The organism is Prevotella sp. P6B4 (assembly GCF_000619985.1).
GTDB lineage: Bacteria > Bacteroidota > Bacteroidia > Bacteroidales > Bacteroidaceae > Prevotella.
Map to the genome: position 1 here is coordinate 16,012 of NZ_JHVE01000014.1, position 19,635 is coordinate 35,646.

The 19,635-nt window shown below is 48.1% G+C and carries 18 protein-coding genes and 1 tRNA gene; 9 read left to right on the forward strand and 10 right to left on the reverse strand.

All coding sequences use genetic code 11. The features are described 5' to 3' along the window. Nucleotides 1-40 precede the first annotated feature (40 nt). The 3 genes from T491_RS0110020 (at nucleotide 41) to mtgA (ending at nucleotide 2,309) form a co-directional block, all read left to right on the forward strand. The gene (locus tag T491_RS0110020) at nucleotides 41-580 is read left to right on the forward strand and encodes a hypothetical protein (protein WP_028903770.1); all 540 of its coding nucleotides are present in this window, start codon (nucleotides 41-43) and stop codon (nucleotides 578-580) included. A gap of 303 nt (nucleotides 581-883) precedes the next feature. After that, nucleotides 884-1,564, forward strand: coding sequence for an OmpA family protein (locus T491_RS0110030; RefSeq protein ID WP_028903771.1), 681 nt, complete (start codon nucleotides 884-886; stop codon nucleotides 1,562-1,564). Nucleotides 1,565-1,592: 28 nt separating this feature from the next. Then, nucleotides 1,593-2,309 carry a monofunctional biosynthetic peptidoglycan transglycosylase gene (gene mtgA / locus T491_RS0110035; RefSeq protein ID WP_028903772.1) on the forward strand — a complete coding sequence of 239 codons (717 nt, stop codon included), beginning with the start codon at nucleotides 1,593-1,595 and terminating at the stop codon, nucleotides 2,307-2,309. Here mtgA and T491_RS0110040 read toward each other — a convergent pair whose 3' ends face one another. The 3 genes from T491_RS0110040 to T491_RS0110050 are packed head-to-tail and all read right to left on the reverse strand — an operon-like array spanning nucleotide 2,310 to nucleotide 4,734. Continuing rightward, nucleotides 2,310-3,116: an RNA methyltransferase gene (locus T491_RS0110040; RefSeq protein WP_028903773.1), complete on the reverse strand. Its 807-nt coding sequence runs from the start codon at nucleotides 3,114-3,116 to the stop codon at nucleotides 2,310-2,312. Then, nucleotides 3,113-4,345 (reverse strand): M64 family metallopeptidase, encoded by a 1,233-nt coding sequence (locus T491_RS0110045; RefSeq protein WP_028903774.1) that lies wholly within the window; start codon nucleotides 4,343-4,345, stop codon nucleotides 3,113-3,115. The genes T491_RS0110040 and T491_RS0110045 overlap by 4 nt, the downstream gene beginning before the upstream one ends. Beyond that, the gene (locus T491_RS0110050) at nucleotides 4,342-4,734 is read right to left on the reverse strand and encodes a 2-amino-4-hydroxy-6-hydroxymethyldihydropteridine diphosphokinase (RefSeq protein ID WP_028903775.1); all 393 of its coding nucleotides are present in this window, start codon (nucleotides 4,732-4,734) and stop codon (nucleotides 4,342-4,344) included. Before T491_RS0110050 ends, T491_RS0110045 begins: the two co-directional genes overlap by 4 nt. A gap of 318 nt (nucleotides 4,735-5,052) precedes the next feature. Between T491_RS0110050 and serC the strand changes: the two genes are divergently transcribed. The 5 genes from serC (at nucleotide 5,053) to T491_RS0110075 (ending at nucleotide 9,164) form a co-directional block, all read left to right on the forward strand. Then, on the forward strand, nucleotides 5,053-6,120 hold the full coding sequence (serC, locus tag T491_RS0110055) for a 3-phosphoserine/phosphohydroxythreonine transaminase (protein WP_028903776.1): 1,068 nt from the start codon (nucleotides 5,053-5,055) through the stop codon (nucleotides 6,118-6,120). Between the two features lie 92 nt (nucleotides 6,121-6,212). Beyond that, nucleotides 6,213-7,130, forward strand: a complete 918-nt coding sequence (locus T491_RS0110060) for an NAD(P)-dependent oxidoreductase (protein ID WP_013065456.1) — start codon at nucleotides 6,213-6,215, stop codon at nucleotides 7,128-7,130. Between the two features lie 79 nt (nucleotides 7,131-7,209). Beyond that, entirely contained in the window at nucleotides 7,210-7,635 is a 426-nt protein-coding gene (locus T491_RS0110065) for an HIT family protein (RefSeq protein WP_028903777.1), read from the forward strand. A 4-nt stretch (nucleotides 7,636-7,639) separates the two neighbouring features. Further along, a complete protein-coding gene (locus T491_RS0110070; RefSeq protein ID WP_028903778.1) occupies nucleotides 7,640-8,887 on the forward strand; it encodes a DUF1015 domain-containing protein in 1,248 nt (415 codons plus the stop codon). Nucleotides 8,888-8,891: 4 nt separating this feature from the next. After that, entirely contained in the window at nucleotides 8,892-9,164 is a 273-nt protein-coding gene (locus T491_RS0110075; RefSeq protein WP_013064145.1) for a TIGR03905 family TSCPD domain-containing protein, read from the forward strand. A gap of 47 nt (nucleotides 9,165-9,211) precedes the next feature. Here the strand turns inward: T491_RS0110075 and T491_RS0110080 are convergent. The 4 genes from T491_RS0110080 to T491_RS0110100 form a co-directional block, all read right to left on the reverse strand. Then, nucleotides 9,212-9,299, reverse strand: a tRNA-Ser gene (locus T491_RS0110080). Nucleotides 9,300-9,443: 144 nt separating this feature from the next. Then, the gene (locus T491_RS0110090; protein WP_028903779.1) at nucleotides 9,444-10,028 is read right to left on the reverse strand and encodes a YigZ family protein; all 585 of its coding nucleotides are present in this window, start codon (nucleotides 10,026-10,028) and stop codon (nucleotides 9,444-9,446) included. A gap of 10 nt (nucleotides 10,029-10,038) precedes the next feature. Next, nucleotides 10,039-13,299 carry a carbamoyl-phosphate synthase (glutamine-hydrolyzing) large subunit gene (carB, locus tag T491_RS0110095; RefSeq protein WP_028903780.1) on the reverse strand — a complete coding sequence of 1,087 codons (3,261 nt, stop codon included), beginning with the start codon at nucleotides 13,297-13,299 and terminating at the stop codon, nucleotides 10,039-10,041. A 159-nt stretch (nucleotides 13,300-13,458) separates the two neighbouring features. Next, a complete protein-coding gene (locus T491_RS0110100) occupies nucleotides 13,459-13,968 on the reverse strand; it encodes a hypothetical protein (RefSeq protein ID WP_155950101.1) in 510 nt (169 codons plus the stop codon). A gap of 628 nt (nucleotides 13,969-14,596) precedes the next feature. Between T491_RS0110100 and T491_RS0110105 the strand changes: the two genes are divergently transcribed. After that, a complete protein-coding gene (locus T491_RS0110105; protein ID WP_036915902.1) occupies nucleotides 14,597-17,026 on the forward strand; it encodes an ATP-dependent helicase in 2,430 nt (809 codons plus the stop codon). 22 nt (nucleotides 17,027-17,048) lie between these two features. Here T491_RS0110105 and T491_RS0110110 read toward each other — a convergent pair whose 3' ends face one another. The 3 genes from T491_RS0110110 to T491_RS0110120 are packed head-to-tail and all read right to left on the reverse strand — an operon-like array spanning nucleotide 17,049 to nucleotide 19,535. Beyond that, nucleotides 17,049-17,180 carry a hypothetical protein gene (locus T491_RS0110110; RefSeq protein WP_028903783.1) on the reverse strand — a complete coding sequence of 44 codons (132 nt, stop codon included), beginning with the start codon at nucleotides 17,178-17,180 and terminating at the stop codon, nucleotides 17,049-17,051. Between the two features lie 6 nt (nucleotides 17,181-17,186). Next, nucleotides 17,187-18,689 (reverse strand): DUF4270 domain-containing protein, encoded by a 1,503-nt coding sequence (locus tag T491_RS0110115; protein WP_028903784.1) that lies wholly within the window; start codon nucleotides 18,687-18,689, stop codon nucleotides 17,187-17,189. Between the two features lie 30 nt (nucleotides 18,690-18,719). Continuing rightward, nucleotides 18,720-19,535 (reverse strand): glycogen/starch synthase, encoded by an 816-nt coding sequence (locus tag T491_RS0110120; RefSeq protein ID WP_028903785.1) that lies wholly within the window; start codon nucleotides 19,533-19,535, stop codon nucleotides 18,720-18,722. Nucleotides 19,536-19,635: the final 100 nt, after the last annotated feature.

Below are 19,635 nucleotides of genomic sequence, written 5' to 3' on the forward strand. Positions count from 1 at the left end.
TATTTGCTATCTTTGCCCTCGAAATCAATAACTTAGGGCTATGAATAGAGTTATACAGTTCTATAGCTATGAGCAATGCTTTAAGCATTACACAAAGCAGATAATGAGTATTCGACAGGCTAAGATTCATGGTGAAACCATTGTTGCAAAGCCTGTGCTGATGGTGGCTATTATCGATGGCGTTGAGGCTAATGTGTTCCGGAATAATCAGTTTGCAATAAACGATTGGCTCGAAGGACGATATAAAATGTTGATGTCGAAATATGCTAAGGAATCTCAGTTTGACAATCTAACTGGTATTGAAAAACCATTCTGGCATTTGGAATCTGATGGGTTCTGGCATTTGAACTATCAGGGTGAACGACTCTGTAAAGGGCGTACTCCATCAAAGGCATGGTTGAAAGAAAGTGTAGATTATGCCTATTTTGATGAGGCTCTGTGGATATTGCTGCAAAACAAAGAATGGCGGTTGAAACTGCGTGATTACATTGTTGAGCATAAGCTTACGGATGGCTTCTGGAATAAGAAGGATGCTGCTGTAAATCTTTGTGCTATAGCAGCCGTCATTCTAGTGGCATAGTTTATGTAAATCTAATAGAATATATGGGTTCTTCTCCTTATATATGGGATGGGAATAACCCTTCGCGCGTACATATTGAGAATCTGAGGTTGATTCAGACGTAAGAACGGCCTCTCTTCACTCGCTTATAGACTCAATATTTATAGTTTTCGGGTGTGAAATTAAGGCTTTCTTTTGAAAAATGCAAGCTGGAATGCTTATTATTTTTAAAAAAATACCGATAGATTTGTACATGCTTAGAAAAAATGTACTATCTTTGCAGGCAGAAATCAACGTTTTTAACTCTTAATAAATGATTGAAGTATGAAAAGTATTAAAACAATTGCTGTTGCACTGAGCGCAACGCTGGTGCTGGCTGGATGTAACATGAGTAACACAGCTAAAGGTACAATGATTGGTGCTGGTGGTGGTGCTGCTCTGGGTGCTATCATTGGTAAAATTGCTGGTAATACCGCTGTAGGTGCTGCCATCGGTGGTGCTGTAGGTGCTGGTACCGGTGCCATTATCGGTAAGAAGATGGATAAGGCTAAGAAGGAGGCTCAGGCTGTACAGAACGCTCAGGTTGAGACTATCACCGACGCTAATGGTCTGACTGCCGTGAAGGTAACTTTCGACTCTGGTATCCTGTTCGCAGTTAACAAGGCTGACCTGAATGCCGCTTCAAAGAGCTCACTGCAGCAGTTCGCTCAGGTGCTGAAGAACAACAACCAGTGCGATATCGCTATCTTCGGACATACTGATAGCACTGGATCGGATGCTGTTAACAATCCTCTGTCAAAGAATCGCGCTCAGAGCGTTTCTAAGTATCTGAAGTCGCTGGGTGTATCTGCTTCACAGATTAAGACTGTTGACGGTCAGGGTTCTACCAATCCTGTAGCTGACAACTCAACAGAAGAGGGCCGCAAGCAGAACCGCCGTGTAGAGGTTTATATGTATGCTTCGGAGCAGATGATCAACGAGGCTAACGCTGAGGCCTCTAAGTAATTGAATATTGAACATTGAGTATTTTCAATTGAAAGTATTTAAGAGCATAATAAAATGGATAGTGGTGGCATTCTTTGCCTCCACTATTCTTGCTGTTGTAGCATTGCGATTCCTGCCTGTTTACTTTACACCGCTGATGTTCATCCGTTGTTGTGAACAGATGGGCGAGGGTAAGAGTCTGAAGCTGAAACACCACTGGGTGCCTTTGGAGGAGATCTCATCGTCGCTGCCGCAAGCTGTGATGGCCAGCGAGGATGCTAAATTCCTGCAGCATCATGGGTTCGACTTCCAGGCTATCGAGAAGGCTGCCGAACGTAACAGCAAACATCCCGAGAAACGTAAACTGGGCGCATCGACCATATCGCAGCAAACGGCCAAGAATGTTTTCCTGTGGCCGGGACGTTCGTGGGTGCGCAAGGGGTTTGAGGTGTATTTTACTGGCTTGATTGAGCTGATGTGGAGCAAGCAGCGAATCATGGAGGTGTACCTGAACTCGATTGAGATGGGCGATGGTATCTATGGTGCCGACGCTGTGGCTGAGGAGCACTTCAATACGCAGGCACAGCATCTGTCGAAGGTACAGTGTGCGTTGATAGCGGCTACACTACCTAATCCGCGTAAGTTCTCAAGTAAACATCCCTCGGCGTACATGTTGAAGCGCCAGGCACGTATTCTTCGCGAAATGAGATATGTCACCCCGCTGCCAAAGGAGGGTGAGGACGTGAAGATAAACAAGAAAAAGTAATCACTTTCTGAGTTCCCAGAACGCTACGGCTGCAGCTGCTGCAACATTCAGCGAGTCGACCTGATGCGACATGGGGATACGAACCGTATAATCGGCATCGGCGATGGTCTGCTGTGGCAGGCCGTCGCCTTCGGTGCCCATGATGAATGCTAACCTCTCTTCTTGCTTCAGGATGGGGTCGTCGAGCAATATGGATTTATCGGTTAATGCCATTGCTACCGTGTGATAGCCCAGACGGCGCAGGGTGTCGTAGGAGTCGAGCCACGTCCAGGGAACTAAGAATACCGATCCCATGGATACACGTACGGCACGACGGTTTAGCGGGTCGCAGCTGCTACGGGTCAGTAGCACGGCGTCGATGCCAAGAGCCGCTGCACTACGGAAGATGGCACCTATGTTCGTGGTGTCGACCACACCGTCGATCACCACGATACGGTGTTTCTGTTGCGAGGGGATGGTGGCAAGTACGTCTTCAACGCTCTTCTCCGTAGGTCGGCGCATGGCGCAAAGCACACCTCGGGTGAGGGTGTAGCCAGTGAGCTGTGCCAGTAATTCACGGTTGCCGGTATAAACGGGGATGTCGCCACAGGTGGCTATGATCTCGGCAGCGTCGCCCGTGATATGTCGACGCTCGCAGAGCAGTGCTAAAGGCTTGTAACCAGCCTGAAGTGCAACCCGGATGACCTTAGGGCTTTCGGCAATGAAGATGCCGTTGGCTGCGTCGAGACGGTTGCGAAGCTGTGCTTCTGTGAGGGTAGTGAATAACTCTAAGCCTGGCTGTTGTAACGAATTTATTTCAATAATCATTTGGTATAGAAATCAATGAGATTTTGTATAGCCTGCTGGCAAACCAGGCAGAACTCGGGTTCTTCGTTGGTGCGCATGCGGCAGTTCTCGAAGCCACGCCATACACCTTTGGTCAGATAGCCGCCACCTTCAACGAAACCGGCTTTCCCTTCGCGGATCAAGTTCTCCCATTTGCCCTTGAAATCATGCTTTGTGGTGAGGTTGGGCTCCCATGGCTCTGTGTCGGCAAAGTACATGGGATCGTCGTCGCCATAAGGGTACTCGTCGCCCAGACCGCCAAAGGAGTGGCCGAATTCGTGAACTACGACAGGGCGGAAATAACGTCCGTGTGTATAGGTGAGATTGTATGAATTGTAGATGCCGCCACCGCCATAGCGCTCGGTGTTCACTAATACGATGATGTGCTCGTAAGGTGTGCCTGACAGTACATCGTGAAGCTTCTTCAGGTGTAATGTGGTGAGGTAGCGGTTACTATAGAACGTGTCGAAATGTGAGCCCAGTACCGTATTCTTCCAAATGCCTTTGTTGGGCTCGCTGGTGCCGCTGTCGATAGATGGCGATTCTACGGCGATGATATTGAATCGGCCTTTCAGGTGCTTGAAGGGCTCATGCTGGAATAGCGACTCGATGGCAATGCGACAATCGTTGAGGTAGGTGTCCATCTCATGGGCCTGGTATCCCTCAGCTACAAAAGCGATATGGATGCATCGGTTGGTGTCGGTGGCCTGGAGTAATGTGCGGTAGGGGGTATGACCGATGGAGTCGGTGTTACGGATGAGGATGTCCTTGGGATCTACTCTGTGGGTCATCTTCGCATTCGTGCGGTTGTGGTAGTCGTATAGCTCTATGGTTATATCGACGGGTTGTTTGGGGAATGGTACCAAGAAGACGTTTTCGAACGATTTCTGTGTGTGTTTGGCCTCGTTGGTGGTGAGCCATTCCTGAAATAGTGTTGAGAATGAATTACGGTAGATCACCTTGTGACTGTCGGGACAGCTGACGATGATCTGTCCGTTGCCTTTTAATGGAACCTCTGACAGGCGCTGGCGTTTTCCGAACCATCGGGGCGTGGAAACAAGCTCATCGACATAGATGTTCTGAGCGGTCTGATTCCCCGCAAAAGTATAGTCGATACGCAGGGTGCGATCGATGAAATAATCCTCAAAACGCTGCGCATATATCTGTGTGAAGACGGATAGTAAAGCGCTGATAACTAATAGTTTCTTCATAATTCGTTAATTAAATCCTTTACGTAATTTCGTTCCCAGTCCCGGTGGTGGAACCGTTCGTTGTCGTATTCCAGTATATCCAGATCGACGGTCACAATCCCATCCTCGTTATGGGTGCGGCCAAGTCGTTTCTCAATCTCCTTCAATACCTCGTTGAGCAGATTCATGCCTAAGCCGGTAGTACCTTGACAGAGCTGGTTGAGATATTTGGAACATTGACCATTGAACATGGAACATGGACCATTCCCTACAGGGTCGGTGTAGATGGCCGATGTGAAATGCACCTCGGTGAGCAACTGCGTGAGTTGGGCGCGCGCAGCCTCCAGATGGGCCTCCTGGTTGCTATTAGAGGCCAGACTGATAATGACGTGATGTTGCTTTTGTACCATAACGATTGCAAAGGTACGAATTAGCGGGCAATAATCCAAATGAATTCAAAAAAATCTGTTTGAACGGCTTGTAATACAAAAATATTCAGTATCTTTGCAACGTCATATATATAATAAAGGTATAAGGCATTGTCAAAAGATAATGAAAAGTGCTATATTGAGTTGACAAAATGAAAGAAAAACAGGAATATTTGTGAATTTCTGCTTAAATATTTGGTGGAATAAAATAAAAAGTGTAATTTCGCAGCGCAATTCGGATATCATATGATTGAAGGGTTGAATAAAGGAATATAAATCATTTAAAAAATAAACAATCAAATGAAGAAGTACAACTTTAACGCCGGTCCCTCGATGCTTCCTCGCGAGGTGATTGAGAAGACCGCTCAGCAGTGTCTTGATTTCAACGGTTCGGGTCTCTCTCTGATGGAGATCAGCCATCGTGCAAAGGACTTTCAGCCTGTAGTTGACGAGGCTGTGGCTCTCGTAAAGGAACTCCTTAACGTTCCCGAGGGTTACTCCGTGATTTTCCTTGGTGGTGGTGCCAGTCTGGAGTTCTGTATGATTCCTTATAACTTCCTGATTAAGAAGGCTGCTTACCTGAACACCGGTGTTTGGGCTAAGAAGGCTATGAAGGAAGCTAAGCTTTTCGGTGAGGTAGTAGAGGTGGCTTCTTCAGCTGATGCCAACTATACTTTCATCCCTAAGGATTGGACTGTTCCCGCTGATGCTGACTATCTGCACATCACAACTAACAATACTATCTATGGTACAGAGATCCGCAAGGACCTCGATGTTCCCGTTCGTCTGATTGCCGATATGTCATCAGATATCTTCAGCCGTCCTGTCGACGTGGCTAAGTACGATGCCATCTACGCTGGTGCTCAGAAGAACCTGGCTATGGCCGGTGTTACCATCGTGATTGTTAAGGACGACGCGCTGGGTAAGGCTCCTCGTGAGATTCCTACCATGCTCGACTACCGTACACACGTAGATAAGGGTTCTATGTTCAATACGCCTCCTGTAGTTCCTATCTACAGCGCTCTCGAGAACCTGCGCTGGATCAAGGCCCAGGGTGGTGTAGAGGCTATGGACAAGCTGGCTCAGCAGCGCGCAGAGATTGTTTACGGCGAGATCGACCGCAACAAGATGTTCGTAGGTACTGCTAAGGCTGAGGATCGTTCGCTGATGAATATCTGCTTCGTTATGGCCGACGAGTACAAGGAGCTGGAGAAGGACTTCCTCGACTTCGCTACTTCAAAGGGTATGGTTGGTGTTAAGGGTCACCGCTCAGTTGGTGGTTTCCGTGCATCTTGCTACAACGCCCAGACCATCGAAGGCTGCAACGCTCTGGTAGCCTGCATGAAGGAATTCGAGAGTAATCATTAATTATTTTTAGCAGCGGACTACAGGACTAACAGGACTATCCGCATTAAAAAGTCCTTAAGTCCTGTAGTCCGTTGCAAATAAAAAACAAAGATATGAAAGTATTAGTTGCAACAGAGAAGCCATTCGCAGCAGCTGCTGTTAATGGTATCAAGGCAGAGATTGAGGCAGCCGGCAATGAGCTGGTACTGCTCGAGAAATATACAGAAAAGGCTCAGTTCCTGGCAGCCGTTGCTGATGCCGACGCACTCATTATCCGTAGCGATAAGGTTGACGCTGAGGTACTCGACGCTGCTAAGCAGCTGAAGATCGTGGTTCGTGCCGGTGCTGGCTACGACAACATCGATCTGGCTGCTGCTACTGCTCACAACGTAGTAGCTGAGAACACCCCAGGTCAGAACTCAAACGCAGTAGCCGAGTTGGTATTCGGTCTGCTCGTGATGGCCGTTCGTGGTTTCTACAACGGTAAGAGCGGTTCAGAGCTGCTGGGTAAGAAGCTGGGTATCCTGGCTTTCGGTAATGTAGGTCGCAATGTGGCTCGCATCGCCAAGGGCTTCGGTATGGACGTTTACGCTTACGATGCTTTCTGCCCTGCAGAGGTTATCGAGGCTGCTGGCGTACACGCTGTTTGCTGTCAGGAGAAGTTGTTCGAGACCTGTGATGTTGTATCACTCCACATCCCTGCTACTCCTGAGACCAAGCAGAGCATCAACGCTGCATTGGTTGGCAAGATGAAGAAGGGTGGCGTGCTGGTTAACACAGCCCGTAAGGAGGTTATCAACGAGCCCGAGCTGATTAAGCTGATGGCTGAGCGTGAGGACCTGAAGTTTGTGACCGACATCATGCCCGATGCCAACGATGAGTTCGCTAAGTTCGAGGGTCGTTACTTCTCAACTCCTAAGAAGATGGGTGCTCAGACAGCCGAGGCCAACATCAACGCTGGTATCGCTGCTGCCAAGCAGATCAACGCCTTCTTCAAGGATGGCGACACCAAGTTCCAGGTAAATAAGTAATTTACTGATATATAAGGTGCACAGGAGGGTTTAAGCCCTACTTGTGCACTTTTGTATTCTCCTAAAACCAATAATAATTATGCAAAGTGATCCCAAGCAGTGCTTGTACTGCACGAATAATCAGACGCTTCACGACCTGATGATTGAGTTTGCTCAACTGTCGGTGTCGCGAGCTTTTTTGTTTAAGGAGCAGACCTATCGCGGTCGTTGCCTGGTGGCCTATAAGGACCACGTCAATGATCTGAACGAGTTGAGCGACGAAGATCGCAATGCCTTTATGGCCGATGTGGCTAAGGTGACTCGTGCCATGCAGAAAGCATTCAATCCCGAAAAGATTAACTATGGTGCCTATAGCGACAAGCTGTCGCATCTGCACTTCCATCTGGCGCCCAAATATGTGGATGGTCCTGATTACGGTGGCGTGTTCCAGATGAACCCAGGCAAGGTATATCTTACCGATGCCGAATATACAGAAATGATAGAGAACATTAAAAAATACTTATAATAACATGGCTATTATCAAACCATTCAAGGGTATTCGCCCACCCAAAGAGCTTGTAGAGCAAGTGGAGAGTCGTCCTTACGACGTGCTCGATAGTGAAGAGGCGAGGGCAGAGGCTGGCGACAATGAGAAGAGCCTCTATCACATCATCAAACCAGAGATTGACTTCCCCGTTGGTACTTCGGAGTACGACCCACGCGTGTACGAGAAGGCTGCCGAGAACTTCCAGAAGTTCCAGGATAAGGGATGGCTGGTACAGGATGCCGACGACCACTATTACATCTATGCGCAGACCATGAACGGTAAGACGCAGTACGGACTGGTGGTTGGCGCTTATGTAGACGACTACATGAAGGGCAACATCAAGAAGCACGAACTGACCCGCCGCGATAAGGAAGAGGACCGCATGAAGCATGTTCGTGTGAACAATGCCAACATCGAGCCTGTATTCTTTGCTTATCCCGACAACGCTGTGCTCAACGAGCTGATTATGCGTTATGCCGCTACCGAGCCCGAGTACGATTTCGTAGCTCCTATCGATGGTTTCCGTCATCAGTTCTGGGTCATCAGCGACGCGAAGGATATGCAGACCATCACTGAGCAGTTTGCCAATATGCCATCGCTGTATATCGCCGATGGTCACCACCGCTCGGCTGCTGCCGCATTGGTTGGTGCCGAAAAGCAGAAGCAGAACCCCAACCACAATGGTACCGAGGAGTACAACTACTTCATGGCGGTTTGCTTCCAGGCATCGCAGCTCACCATCCTCGACTACAACCGTGTAGTAAAGGATCTGAACGGTATGTCGTCGGAGGAGTTCCTGGCTGCTCTGCAGGTAAACTTCGAGGTTGAGGATAAGGGTACCGGGATTTACAAGCCCCAGCAGCTGCACGAGTTCTCGCTCTATCTCGATGAGCACTGGTACAGTCTGAAGGCCAAGGAGGGTACCTACGATAACACCGATCCTATCGGCGTGCTGGATGTAGATATCTCGAGCCGCTTGATTCTTGACGAGATTCTGAACATTGGCGACCTGCGCTCTTCACAGCGTATCGACTTCGTAGGCGGACTGCGCGGACTGAAAGAGCTGAAGCGTCGTGTTGACTCTGGTGAGATGCGTGCTGCGCTGGCTCTCTATCCCGTATCCATGCAGCAGATCATGGATATTGCCGATAGTGGTAAGATTATGCCACCAAAGGCTACCTGGTTCGAGCCAAAGCTGCGTTCAGGACTGGTTATTCACAAACTGAGCTAAGCCGATGAAGACCAAGCACATACAGTATGAGACTCAGGGCACATGTTCGAAACTGATCGACGTGACTGCCGATGAGAACAACGTGATACAGCAGGTGTTCTTCCTTGGAGGTTGCAATGGCAACCTTCAGGGAATCAGCCAGTTGGTTCGCGGACAGAAGATTGACGATGTGATACCTAAAATCAATGGTATTCGTTGTGGTGCCAAGGGTACCTCATGTCCCGATCAGCTGTGCCGGGCCCTTGAGAAACTCAAGGACGCACCATTAGAAGGATAAAAAGAAATAAGGCTCCGGAAAAATCCGAAGCCTTATTCTTTTCTTTGCGGAGAGTGAGGGATTCAAACCCCCGATACCCGAAAGGGGTATACCGGATTTCGAGTCCAGCGCGATCGATCACTCTGCCAACTCTCCGATTAAGCGAGGGCAAAACGAGCTTGCTCGGTTTGCTGAACGTGAGGAGAGTCAAACTTGTTTAACTCTTTCTCTCGTTTGCGAGTGCAAAGGTAATGCATTTTTTGGAAACCACCAAACATTTCTGGCGGAAAATTCCCATTTTTATTCAAAGGACAGCTTCGATAGTCGGTTACGTAGCTGCTCTGCTTCTGATTTGCGGATGCTGAGCTTGATTTCACAAGTGTTATCGTAGGTTTGCGAAACGATACGAGGCTGCATCTCCTTCACGATGCGCATCACGTCGTTCATAAGCGGATAGGCGAATGTGTAGGTCACAATCTCCTCAACCTGACGAGTTTCAATCTCGGAGTGGGCGAGGGCATCGGCGGCTGCTTCGCGATAGGCCACAATCAAACCTGATGTACCTAAGTTCACACCACCATAATAACGCACCACTACAATCAGGATATCTGTTAACTCGTTGCTGTTAATCTGTCCCAGAATGGGTTTACCGGCTGTGCTCGATGGTTCGCCGTCGTCGTTAGCGCGGAACTCCAATCGTTCGGCACCTAACATATACGCATAGCAAACGTGGCGGGCGTCGTAGTACTTCTTACGATAGCCTGCTAATAATTCCTTGATTTCGTCAAGGGTTTCTACATGATGAGCGAAGGCGAGGAACTTGCTACGCTTCTCGGTGTAGTAACCCTCGCCTTCGGTCTTTAGAGTTTTATATTCGTCTGTCAATGTTCAATGTTTAATTATTATACTCCTGCCATGATTTGATCTTCACATCATCGATGCTCATAGCGGTGAAGGCCTCGATAAATGCCTTGGCCAAGCGCACGTTAGTCATCAATGGAATGTTGTGATCGATGGCACCACGACGGATCTTGTAACCATTCGTCAGCTCGCGACTGGTATGATTCTTTGGCACATTGATAACCAGACCAACCTTGTGCTGACTGATGAGATCCATCACATTGTTATCGCCATTCTCATCGGGCCATGCTACGGCTGTGGCCTTCACACCATTATCGTTGAAGAACTTGGCTGTTCCAGCTGTAGCGTAGATGGTGTAGCCCTTCTTGGCCAACTGCTGTGCTGGCTCCAGCAGACTAACCTTACCCTTGGCACCACCTGATGAAATCAGAACGGCATCCTTTGGAATAGAGTAGCCTGTAGCAATCAGCGAGTTGAGCAGCGCCTCGTTCAGGTCGTCGCCCAGACAACCAACCTCACCGGTAGAGCTCATGTCGACACCCAGTACAGGGTCGGCATTCTGCAAACGGGCAAATGAGAACTGACTGGCCTTCACACCGATACGATCGATGTCGAACTCACTCTTGTCGGGTTTCTGATAAGGAGCGTCGAGCATAATCTTGGTAGCCGTCTCAATGAAGTTACGCTTCAGAATCTTTGAAACGAATGGGAACGAACGGCTGGCGCGCAGGTTACACTCAATCACCTTCACCTCGCGGTTCTTAGCCAGGAACTGGATGTTGAATGGTCCGCTGATATTCAGCTCGGCTGCAATCTTATGTGCAATCTTCTTGATCTGACGGATGGTAGAGAAATAGATGTTCTGAGCAGGGAATACCATGGTGGCATCGCCTGAGTGAACACCTGCATACTCCACGTGCTCCGAGATAGCATACTCAATCACTTCACCCTTATCGGCTACAGCGTCGAACTCAATCTCCTTGGTCTCAGTCATGAACTTGGAAACCACTACGGGGAACTCCTTCGATACCTCGGTAGCCATGTTGAGGAAGCGGTGCAGCTCCTCTTCATCGTAGCATACGTTCATGGCTGCGCCAGAGAGTACGTACGAAGGACGAACCAGTACGGGGTAGCCCACTTTGGCCACGAAATCCTTCACATCGTCGAAACTGGTGAGTGCCTGCCATGCGGGCTGGTCGATACCAAGCTTGTCGAGCATGGCTGAGAACTTGTCGCGGTTCTCGGCACGGTCGATATCAACTGGTGAAGTGCCGAGTACGGGAACACCCTGACGGTGCAGCTTCATAGCCAGGTTGTTTGGAATCTGACCTCCTACAGAAACAATGACACCACGTGGCGACTCGAGGTCGATAACGTCGAGCACGCGCTCCAACGAAAGCTCGTCGAAGTACAGACGGTCGCACATGTCGTAGTCGGTAGAAACCGTCTCAGGGTTGTAATTAATCATGATCGACTTGTAACCCAGTTTGCGGGCGGTGTTGATGGCATTTACCGAACACCAGTCGAACTCTACCGATGAACCGATGCGGTAAGCACCAGAACCGAGAACAACAACTGACTTCTCGTTATTATAATAATTGATATCGTGCGCGGCTACATATTTCTCTCCTTCAGGGTTACCGAAAGCGGGCACATGCGTATAAGTGAAGTAGAGGTAGTTGGTAAGCTCTGGATGCTCTGAGGCTACTGTGGGGATGCGCTTTACTGAAGGAACGATACCCTTCTGCTGGCGATATTTACGAACAGCCAGGTTCTCCTTCTCCATATTACCACCCTGTGGCTTCAACACGAAGCGGGCTATCTGGAAGTCGCTGAATCCGCAACGCTTCACCTCCAGCAGAAGCTCGTCGGGCAGCTCCTCCAGCTTGTTGTACTTCAGCAGTTCGTGCTTCAGATCTACGATATGCTTCAGGCGCTCCAGGAACCAGACGTCGATCTTGGTGAGCTGCTCAATACGCTCGATGGTGTAACCCTCTTCGAGTGCCTGAGCGATAGCAAAAATACGCAGGTCGGTGGGGTTAGCCAACTCATCGTCGAGGTTGTCGAACTTGGTGTGGTCGTTGCCCACGAAACCGTGCATGCCCTGACCAATCATACGCAAGCCTTTCTGAATCATCTCCTCGAACGAACGACCGATAGACATAATCTCGCCAACCGACTTCATCGACGAACCAATCTGACGGCTCACACCAGCAAACTTAGTCAGGTCCCAACGAGGAATCTTACAGATCATATAGTCGAGACTGGGAGCAACGTATGCACTTGAGGTTGTGCCCATCTCGCCAATCTGGTCGAGTGTGTAACCAAGAGCGATCTTAGCAGCAACGAAGGCGAGGGGATAGCCAGTGGCCTTTGATGCTAACGCAGAAGAACGGCTCAGACGAGCGTTGATCTCAATGATACGATAGTCGTTGGTCTCAGCATTGAATGCGAACTGAATGTTGCACTCACCTACGATACCCAGATGCTTTACACACTTGATGGTGATTTCCTGCAGCATCTTGACCTGCTCCTCACGTAGCGAGCAGGTTGGGGCAACTACGATAGATTCGCCAGTGTGGATGCCTAATGGGTCGAAGTTCTCCATCGAAGCAACAGTGAAGCAGCGGTCGTTGGCATCGCGGATGCACTCGAACTCAATCTCCTTCCAGCCTTTCAGACTCTCCTCCACCAGAATCTGTGGAGCGAAGGTGAAGGCCGACTCGGCCAGTTCGATGAATTTCTTCTCATCGGGACAGATACCTGAACCCAGACCACCCAGTGCATAAGCCGAACGGATCATGATGGGGAATCCAATCTCGTGTGCTGCCTTCAGCGCATCTTCCATCGACTCAACAGCGTGGCTAACGGGTACCTTCAGGTCAACCTCGCCAAGCTTCTTCACAAAGAGGTCACGGTCCTCAGTGTTCATAATAGCTTCAACGCTAGTTCCAAGTACCTCTACACCATACTCCTTCAATGTACCGTTCAAGTAAAGCTCAGTACCACAGTTCAGTGCTGTCTGTCCACCGAATGCCAGCAGGATGCCGTCGGGGCGCTCTTTCTTGATGATTTCGGTTACGAAGTGTGTATTTACCGGCTGGAAATACACTTTGTCTGCAATACCCTCGCTTGTCTGGATGGTTGCGATGTTAGGGTTTACGAGCACACTCTTGATGCCTTCCTCACGTAGTGCTTTCAGAGCCTGAGAGCCAGAATAGTCGAACTCTCCGGCCTGTCCGATTTTCAAGGCACCCGAACCGAGTACCAACACTTTTTTCAGTTCTTTTTTCATATTCGTATTGGGTTTATTATGAAGATTGCGATTTTATCGCGTGCAAAGTTACAAAGATTTATTTAATCCTCCAAAAACAGCGTCTTGTAAAGTGTTAAAAAAAGGACTCAACTTATAAAAAAGTGAGTCCTATAAATATAAAACTAATGTTTATGCGTTTTATTCGTAATATGTAATGGTACGAGTAATTTCCATTTCCTGTCCCATCATGCTCATCTTACGACTGATCCAGTTGCCCTTGTCGTCGAACTTGTAGTCGGTGAGGGGAGTCTCCATCTCCTGTCCGCCCATGTTTACCTTCTGTGCTTTTATAATGCCTTTCTCATCGTAAACGAAGGTGGTCTTGATATCCTGGCCCATGGCGTTAACACTCTGGCTTACCAGCTTACCGTTCTCCCAACCGAACTTGATGGTAGCACTCTGACCCATCATGCTTACTGTGGCCTGTTGCAGATAGCCGTTCTCATCATACTGGACATCGCTCATGCCTTCCTGCTGCATCTTACCGTCCTCGGTGAAGGTGATGTTGCGGGGCATACCCATCATGTTCATAGTTATTGACTTCACTTTGCCTGTAGCCTCATTGGCCTCGACGTCGTGGAACTTTGTTTGTGCCTGCATAGCCATTGTCATTGCCAGCATGGCAACCATCATTTTTAGTTTTTTCATTTCAGATAATAATTATAGTTATACTGTGAGCGGCTATCGCTCGTTATTTTCTTTTTGACCATGCAAAGTTACACATTTTCCGTCAGCGCACAAAATATTAAGTGTTAACTAATTGTTAATTCCTCTCAGTACTTTTTTGTCATGCTATTGTTATTATTTCTTATAGTCTCTTTATCACCCGACATGATTTATAAAATATTATGCATGAAACTGAAATTATTACTATCTGGAGCAATGTCGGTCTATGTCATTTCAATTTTTTACCCCTGATCCTTGTAAAAACTTTTTAATCATAGTTGCCTACTTGGGTAAATTAGGTCGATTTTTCTGCTGAGTTAATTCGATTGATAAAATGATCCAGCTCGTTTTATCGTTTGAATTAACTCACGGTTTTTTCAGTCACCCTACGATGTCCAAAAAACGATCAATAATGTGTCAATTTTTCTCTAAGTACTTTTCACGTGCAAAGTAGTTAGCGCGCAAAAAATTCTTAGGTACTTTTCAAAAATATACTTTTACTACGTTTTTGAACGTCCGAGTTGCTCCACATGGTGTAATTCTATAAACCAAATTTGGTGGTTTTAAATATTATTTGTATCTTTGCATCAACAATACAAAATAGAGAATGATGAATAATGAGATACTGAGTCAACTGAATGAAAGTCAGCGTGTTGCAGTGGAGTACTGCGATGGCGCCAGCTTGGTGATTGCTGGTGCTGGATCGGGAAAAACACGCGTGCTGACGTATAAGATTGCTTGGCTCTTAGAACAAGGAATGAAGCCTTGGCAGATTCTGGCACTCACCTTTACCAATAAGGCGGCCCGCGAAATGAAGGAGCGAATAGGGCGCCTGGTGGGTGAAGAGCAGGCCAGATATCTGCAGATGGGTACTTTTCATAGCGTATTTGCACGCATATTAAGGGCTGAAGCCGACAAAATCGGCTACAATCCGAACTTTACAATCTACGATCAGACTGATGCCCGTTCGCTTGTAAAAACCATCATCAAAGAAATGGGGTTGGATGATAAGGTATATAAACCTTCGTCGGTGGCCGATCGTATCTCGTTGGCTAAGAACCATCTACTGCTGCCGCAGGCTTATCAGCAGAGTGCTTGGGCAGCTGATGATGCCACTCAAAAACGTCCTCAGGTATCCCAGATATATTTGAGGTATGCGGAGCGCTGCAGGCAGGCCAATGCGATGGATTTCGATGATCTGTTGGTACAGACGTGGGTGCTGTTCCAAAAGAACGAGGATGTCCGACAGAAATACGTGGATAAATTCCAGTTTGTGCTGGTAGATGAGTATCAGGACACGAACTACGCGCAGCAGCAGATAGTATATCAGCTGACCAAAGAGCGCCAGATGGTGTGCGTGGTGGGTGATGATGCGCAGAGTATCTACTCGTTCCGAGGTGCAAATATCGACAATATCCTGAATTTCCAAAGCCAGTATCAGCATGCTAAACTCTTCAAACTGGAGCAGAATTACCGTTCAACGCAGTTGATTGTTCAGGCGGCTAACTCGCTGATACGTCGTAATGAGCGACAGATACCGAAGAATGTATTCTCAAAGAATGAGCATGGTGAACGTCTGCAGCTGAAGCCAGCCTACAGCGATCGTGAAGAGGCGATGATTGTAACGCAGGATATCAAGCGCCTGAAACGGCAGGATAGATGTAACTGGAGCGACTTTGCCATTCTGTATCGTACCAATTCGCAGAGCCGAAGCTTTGAGGAACAGATGCGTAAGGACGGTATTCCGTATCGCATCTATGGCGGTCTGAGCTTCTATCAGCGTAAGGAAATCAAGGATGTGATTGCCTATTTCCGTTTGATAGCCAATCCTGACGATGAAGAGGCATTTAAGCGTATCGTGAACTATCCCGCTCGTGGTATCGGTGATACGACGGTCGGAAAAATCATACAGACTGCCCAGCAGTATGGTGTCAGCTTGTGGCAGGTTATTAAGCAGCCCATGCTGTTTCCGCTGGATGTGAGCAAGGGCACGATGACCAAACTCCAGCATTTCCGTGAACTGATAGAAGGATGGATAGCCCGTATCCAGACTGAGGATGCTTATGTGTTGGGGCACGATATCATCATGTCGTCAGGCATTAGTAAGGATATCTACAGCGGACGTAATCCTGAGGATATATCGCGCCAGGAGAACTTGGAAGAGTTTCTGAGCGGTATGCAGGATTTTGTGGAGAGCCGGCGTGAGGAGGATATGGGCGATGAGGTCTATCTGCCAGATTTCCTGCAGGAGGTGGCATTGCTTACCGATCTTGATAGCGATAATGGCGATGACAACGATAAAGTGATGCTGATGACTATCCACTCTGCCAAAGGTTTGGAGTTCCCAACGGTATTCGTGGTGGGGTTGGAAGAGAATATCTTCCCCAGTCCGATGTGTACGAACTCGATGCGTGAGCTTGAAGAGGAACGACGATTGCTGTATGTGGCTATCACGCGTGCCGAGAAACACTGCATACTGACCTGTGCCCAGAACCGATTCCGCTATGGGCGCATGGAGTATGATACACCATCGCGCTTTATCCGCGATATTGACTCCGATCTGCTGGAGGTACATGGCGAAGCGGGTGGGGCAGGCAACTTCGGCTCGCCTCAGCGTAAGGCCTACAATCGCTATGATGGCGGTGCTTATGGCACAGGTACTACTGGTGGCTATAGTAGGAACAGCCGGTTTGAGAGCGAAGGTCCGGAATGGATGCAGAACCCACGGCCGGTGGCTTCACAATTCAAAGCCGATCCCAAGCCGCGTGCTGTTGCACCACGACAACCGGAAAAGCCTGTGAATCCGTTTGGCGCAAACTTCAAACGGGTATATAATGCTGTGGCGCCTCGTCCGATGGCAACCGATCCGAGTGCCAGCGATCTGCATGAGGGCGCTCGGATAGAGCATATGCGTTTCGGTGTAGGAACCGTGGTGCGCTTGGAGGGTTCGGGTGAGAATGCCAAGGCTACTGTGGCGTTTACGAATGCGGGCACCAAACAGCTGTTGCTGAAGTTCGCTAAATTCAAGATTATCGGTTGAATGATCTCGACATGAGAAAAAATTAGAGCGCCTCGTCATCGGGGCGCTCTATATTTCTGGGCTTAGCTTTCGGCAGATGCTTCTTCTTGCGGATCCAAGCCGCCTTGCGGGCTTCGTAATCCTCGTGATGCTTCTCTAAAAATCCGTCGGCCATAGCTTATCAGTTCTTAAATTTGGCATATACCACCTTGACTTCGATAGGACTGTTGGTACCACCTACCAGTTTGGTGCTTGATAAGCCCATCTGGTTGTGAATACCCGAGATGGTGGTCGAAGAATAACCATAGCTGTCGTACGACGTCTTGGTTGTGGTGGCGATTGGTACCAGTACCACCTTGTTCCAGTCGGGGTGCTTGGCCTCCCAGTTGGCATCGCTCTTCAGTCCCTCAGCTTTCTGGCGGGCCATCTGTGTAATCAGATTACCAATGTTGCTGAATGCATAGACATTGGTTGAAAGTGTGCCCATAAACGAGGTGGTATAGTCGTACATGGTCTTATTCTCAAAGAATGAATAGAGGCTGTCTTTCTGTACCATCAGGATGTTGGTGGGTGTAGCGAGGTGCACCTCGCTGCCCTGCGCACCATTGTTCAGACGCTCGAAGTTGATGCTGACCGACAGCAGAGAGTCGTTGGCGTGAGTCTGTGATATCTCGTCGACAGGCAGTGTCACCTCCGTAAAGATGCCAGCGGGCGACTTGAGATAAGTGCAGTTGTTGTCGTCTACCAATTTTTGTAAGGTCGGACGGTCGTTTACTACATGAGTAGTCTGCATCACCTCAGGTGTTGATGACAGATATACTGATGAAATAGCCTGTGTGGTATCAGCCTGGAAGGTGTAGTACATCTGGATGTTAATCTCAAGGATGTTTGCCATGACGCCAAGTCCGTCGGTAATCTCGAAATAGAAACCTGGGCATACATTATGAACAAACCAGTACGAGTTACGGAAATACTCGGGATGCTCATAGTAGGTACGAAGCACGTATGTACCATAGTTGTTGTATGTCGTGCCGTTCTTGGCTGTATAGGGAACATTCATTGGAACACGGATTCTGTCATAATATCCGCTGTCCGTAGATGTGCCTTGCTTTGAGATATTGGTCTGGATATGCTGCAGGTTGGCGTCAGAGAGCGTCAGGTCTCTGATAGAGAACATTCTGTTAATTTGTAAACCCTTATCTCGAAGGTATCCGTTTGATTTGAGATCAAAGTTGCTATAATGAGTGTATTTGTCATCGATGGGCGAGTCAAGCTCAGAAACGCGCATCTTCATGGCTGCAAGCGTGTCGCCGTATGACTTTGAATACTTCACAAACAATGAAATCTCGCAAGAGTCAGCAACTACTTCGCCATCAATCTTACTCAGCATCTTATCTTGAGTTGGCAGTTCGAAGCCTTCAATCATATTGAACTGAGTCATAAAATCGCTCTTGACATACGATAGAGTCTCAGGATCTTTTACCATTCCAAAATAACAGTTGGAGTTATCCGAGTAAACCGAATCGGCCAGAATCGAGCGTGATGTTGCCTGATATAATCCGGTGGAATATTCAAGCAGGTCGGTTTTGTTGGTAACTGAAGATCCAATTGTTGCAGTATCTTCGCTACAAGAGGTTATTGCCATTGCAGCAACTGCAATCGCTGTAAACAATCTAAATTTCATTGACGCATGTTTTGTCTTAATCCTATTTACTTATTTTGCTTCATCGGCATACAGCGACTCGTAGAATGCCTCATAGGCATCGGCAAAGTCCTCATGATAGCCGAGCAGCGGTACATTCTTGGCACCCGCATAATCCAGCAGTGTCTGGCTGGCGTCGGGTACGGCCTGGATCACACCATCGCTGTAATCAATAGCCAACTTGCCAAGTTCTTCAAAATCAAACTTATCCTGGTAGTCAGTCAGCAACTCGGGCTTGGCGTCGCGGAACTCCATAAACTGCTTGAAGTTATTGCCAAAGTCCTTTTCAATGCTCTTATTGTACAGAGAGGTTACTACTTTGGTTTCGGCAAACGAAGGCTCATCGCGATAGGCCGTCTTGACATAGAAAGGCACAACGCCACTCATCCAACCCTGACAGTGGATGATATCGGGTACCCAGCGCAACTTCTTAACTGTTTCAAGCACGCCACGTGCAAAGAATATAGCTCGTTCGCCATTGTCATCATACTCAACACCTGCTTCGTCGCGCTCTATCAGACGCTTGCCAAAGTAATCATCGTTGTCGATGAAATATACCTGAACACGTGCTGACTGAATCGAAGCAACCTTGATAATCAATGGGTGGTCGGTGTCGTTAATGATTAGGTTCATACCCGAGAGTCGGATGACTTCGTGCAACTGACCGCGGCGCTCATTGATATTACCCCACTTAGGCATGAAAGTGCGAATCTCGTGACTACGTTCCTGCATAACCTTTGGAAGGTTTTTCCCCATGAGCGACAGTGAATTGTCGGGGACATACGGAGTGATCTCCTGATTGATGAATAATATTTTCTTTTTAGCCATCTTTGGATGATTTTACCTTGCAAAGGTACTAATTATTTTGCACAAAATTGCCAATATGTGCTCGTTTTTAGCAAAAATAGACACTTTTAGGGCGATTTTT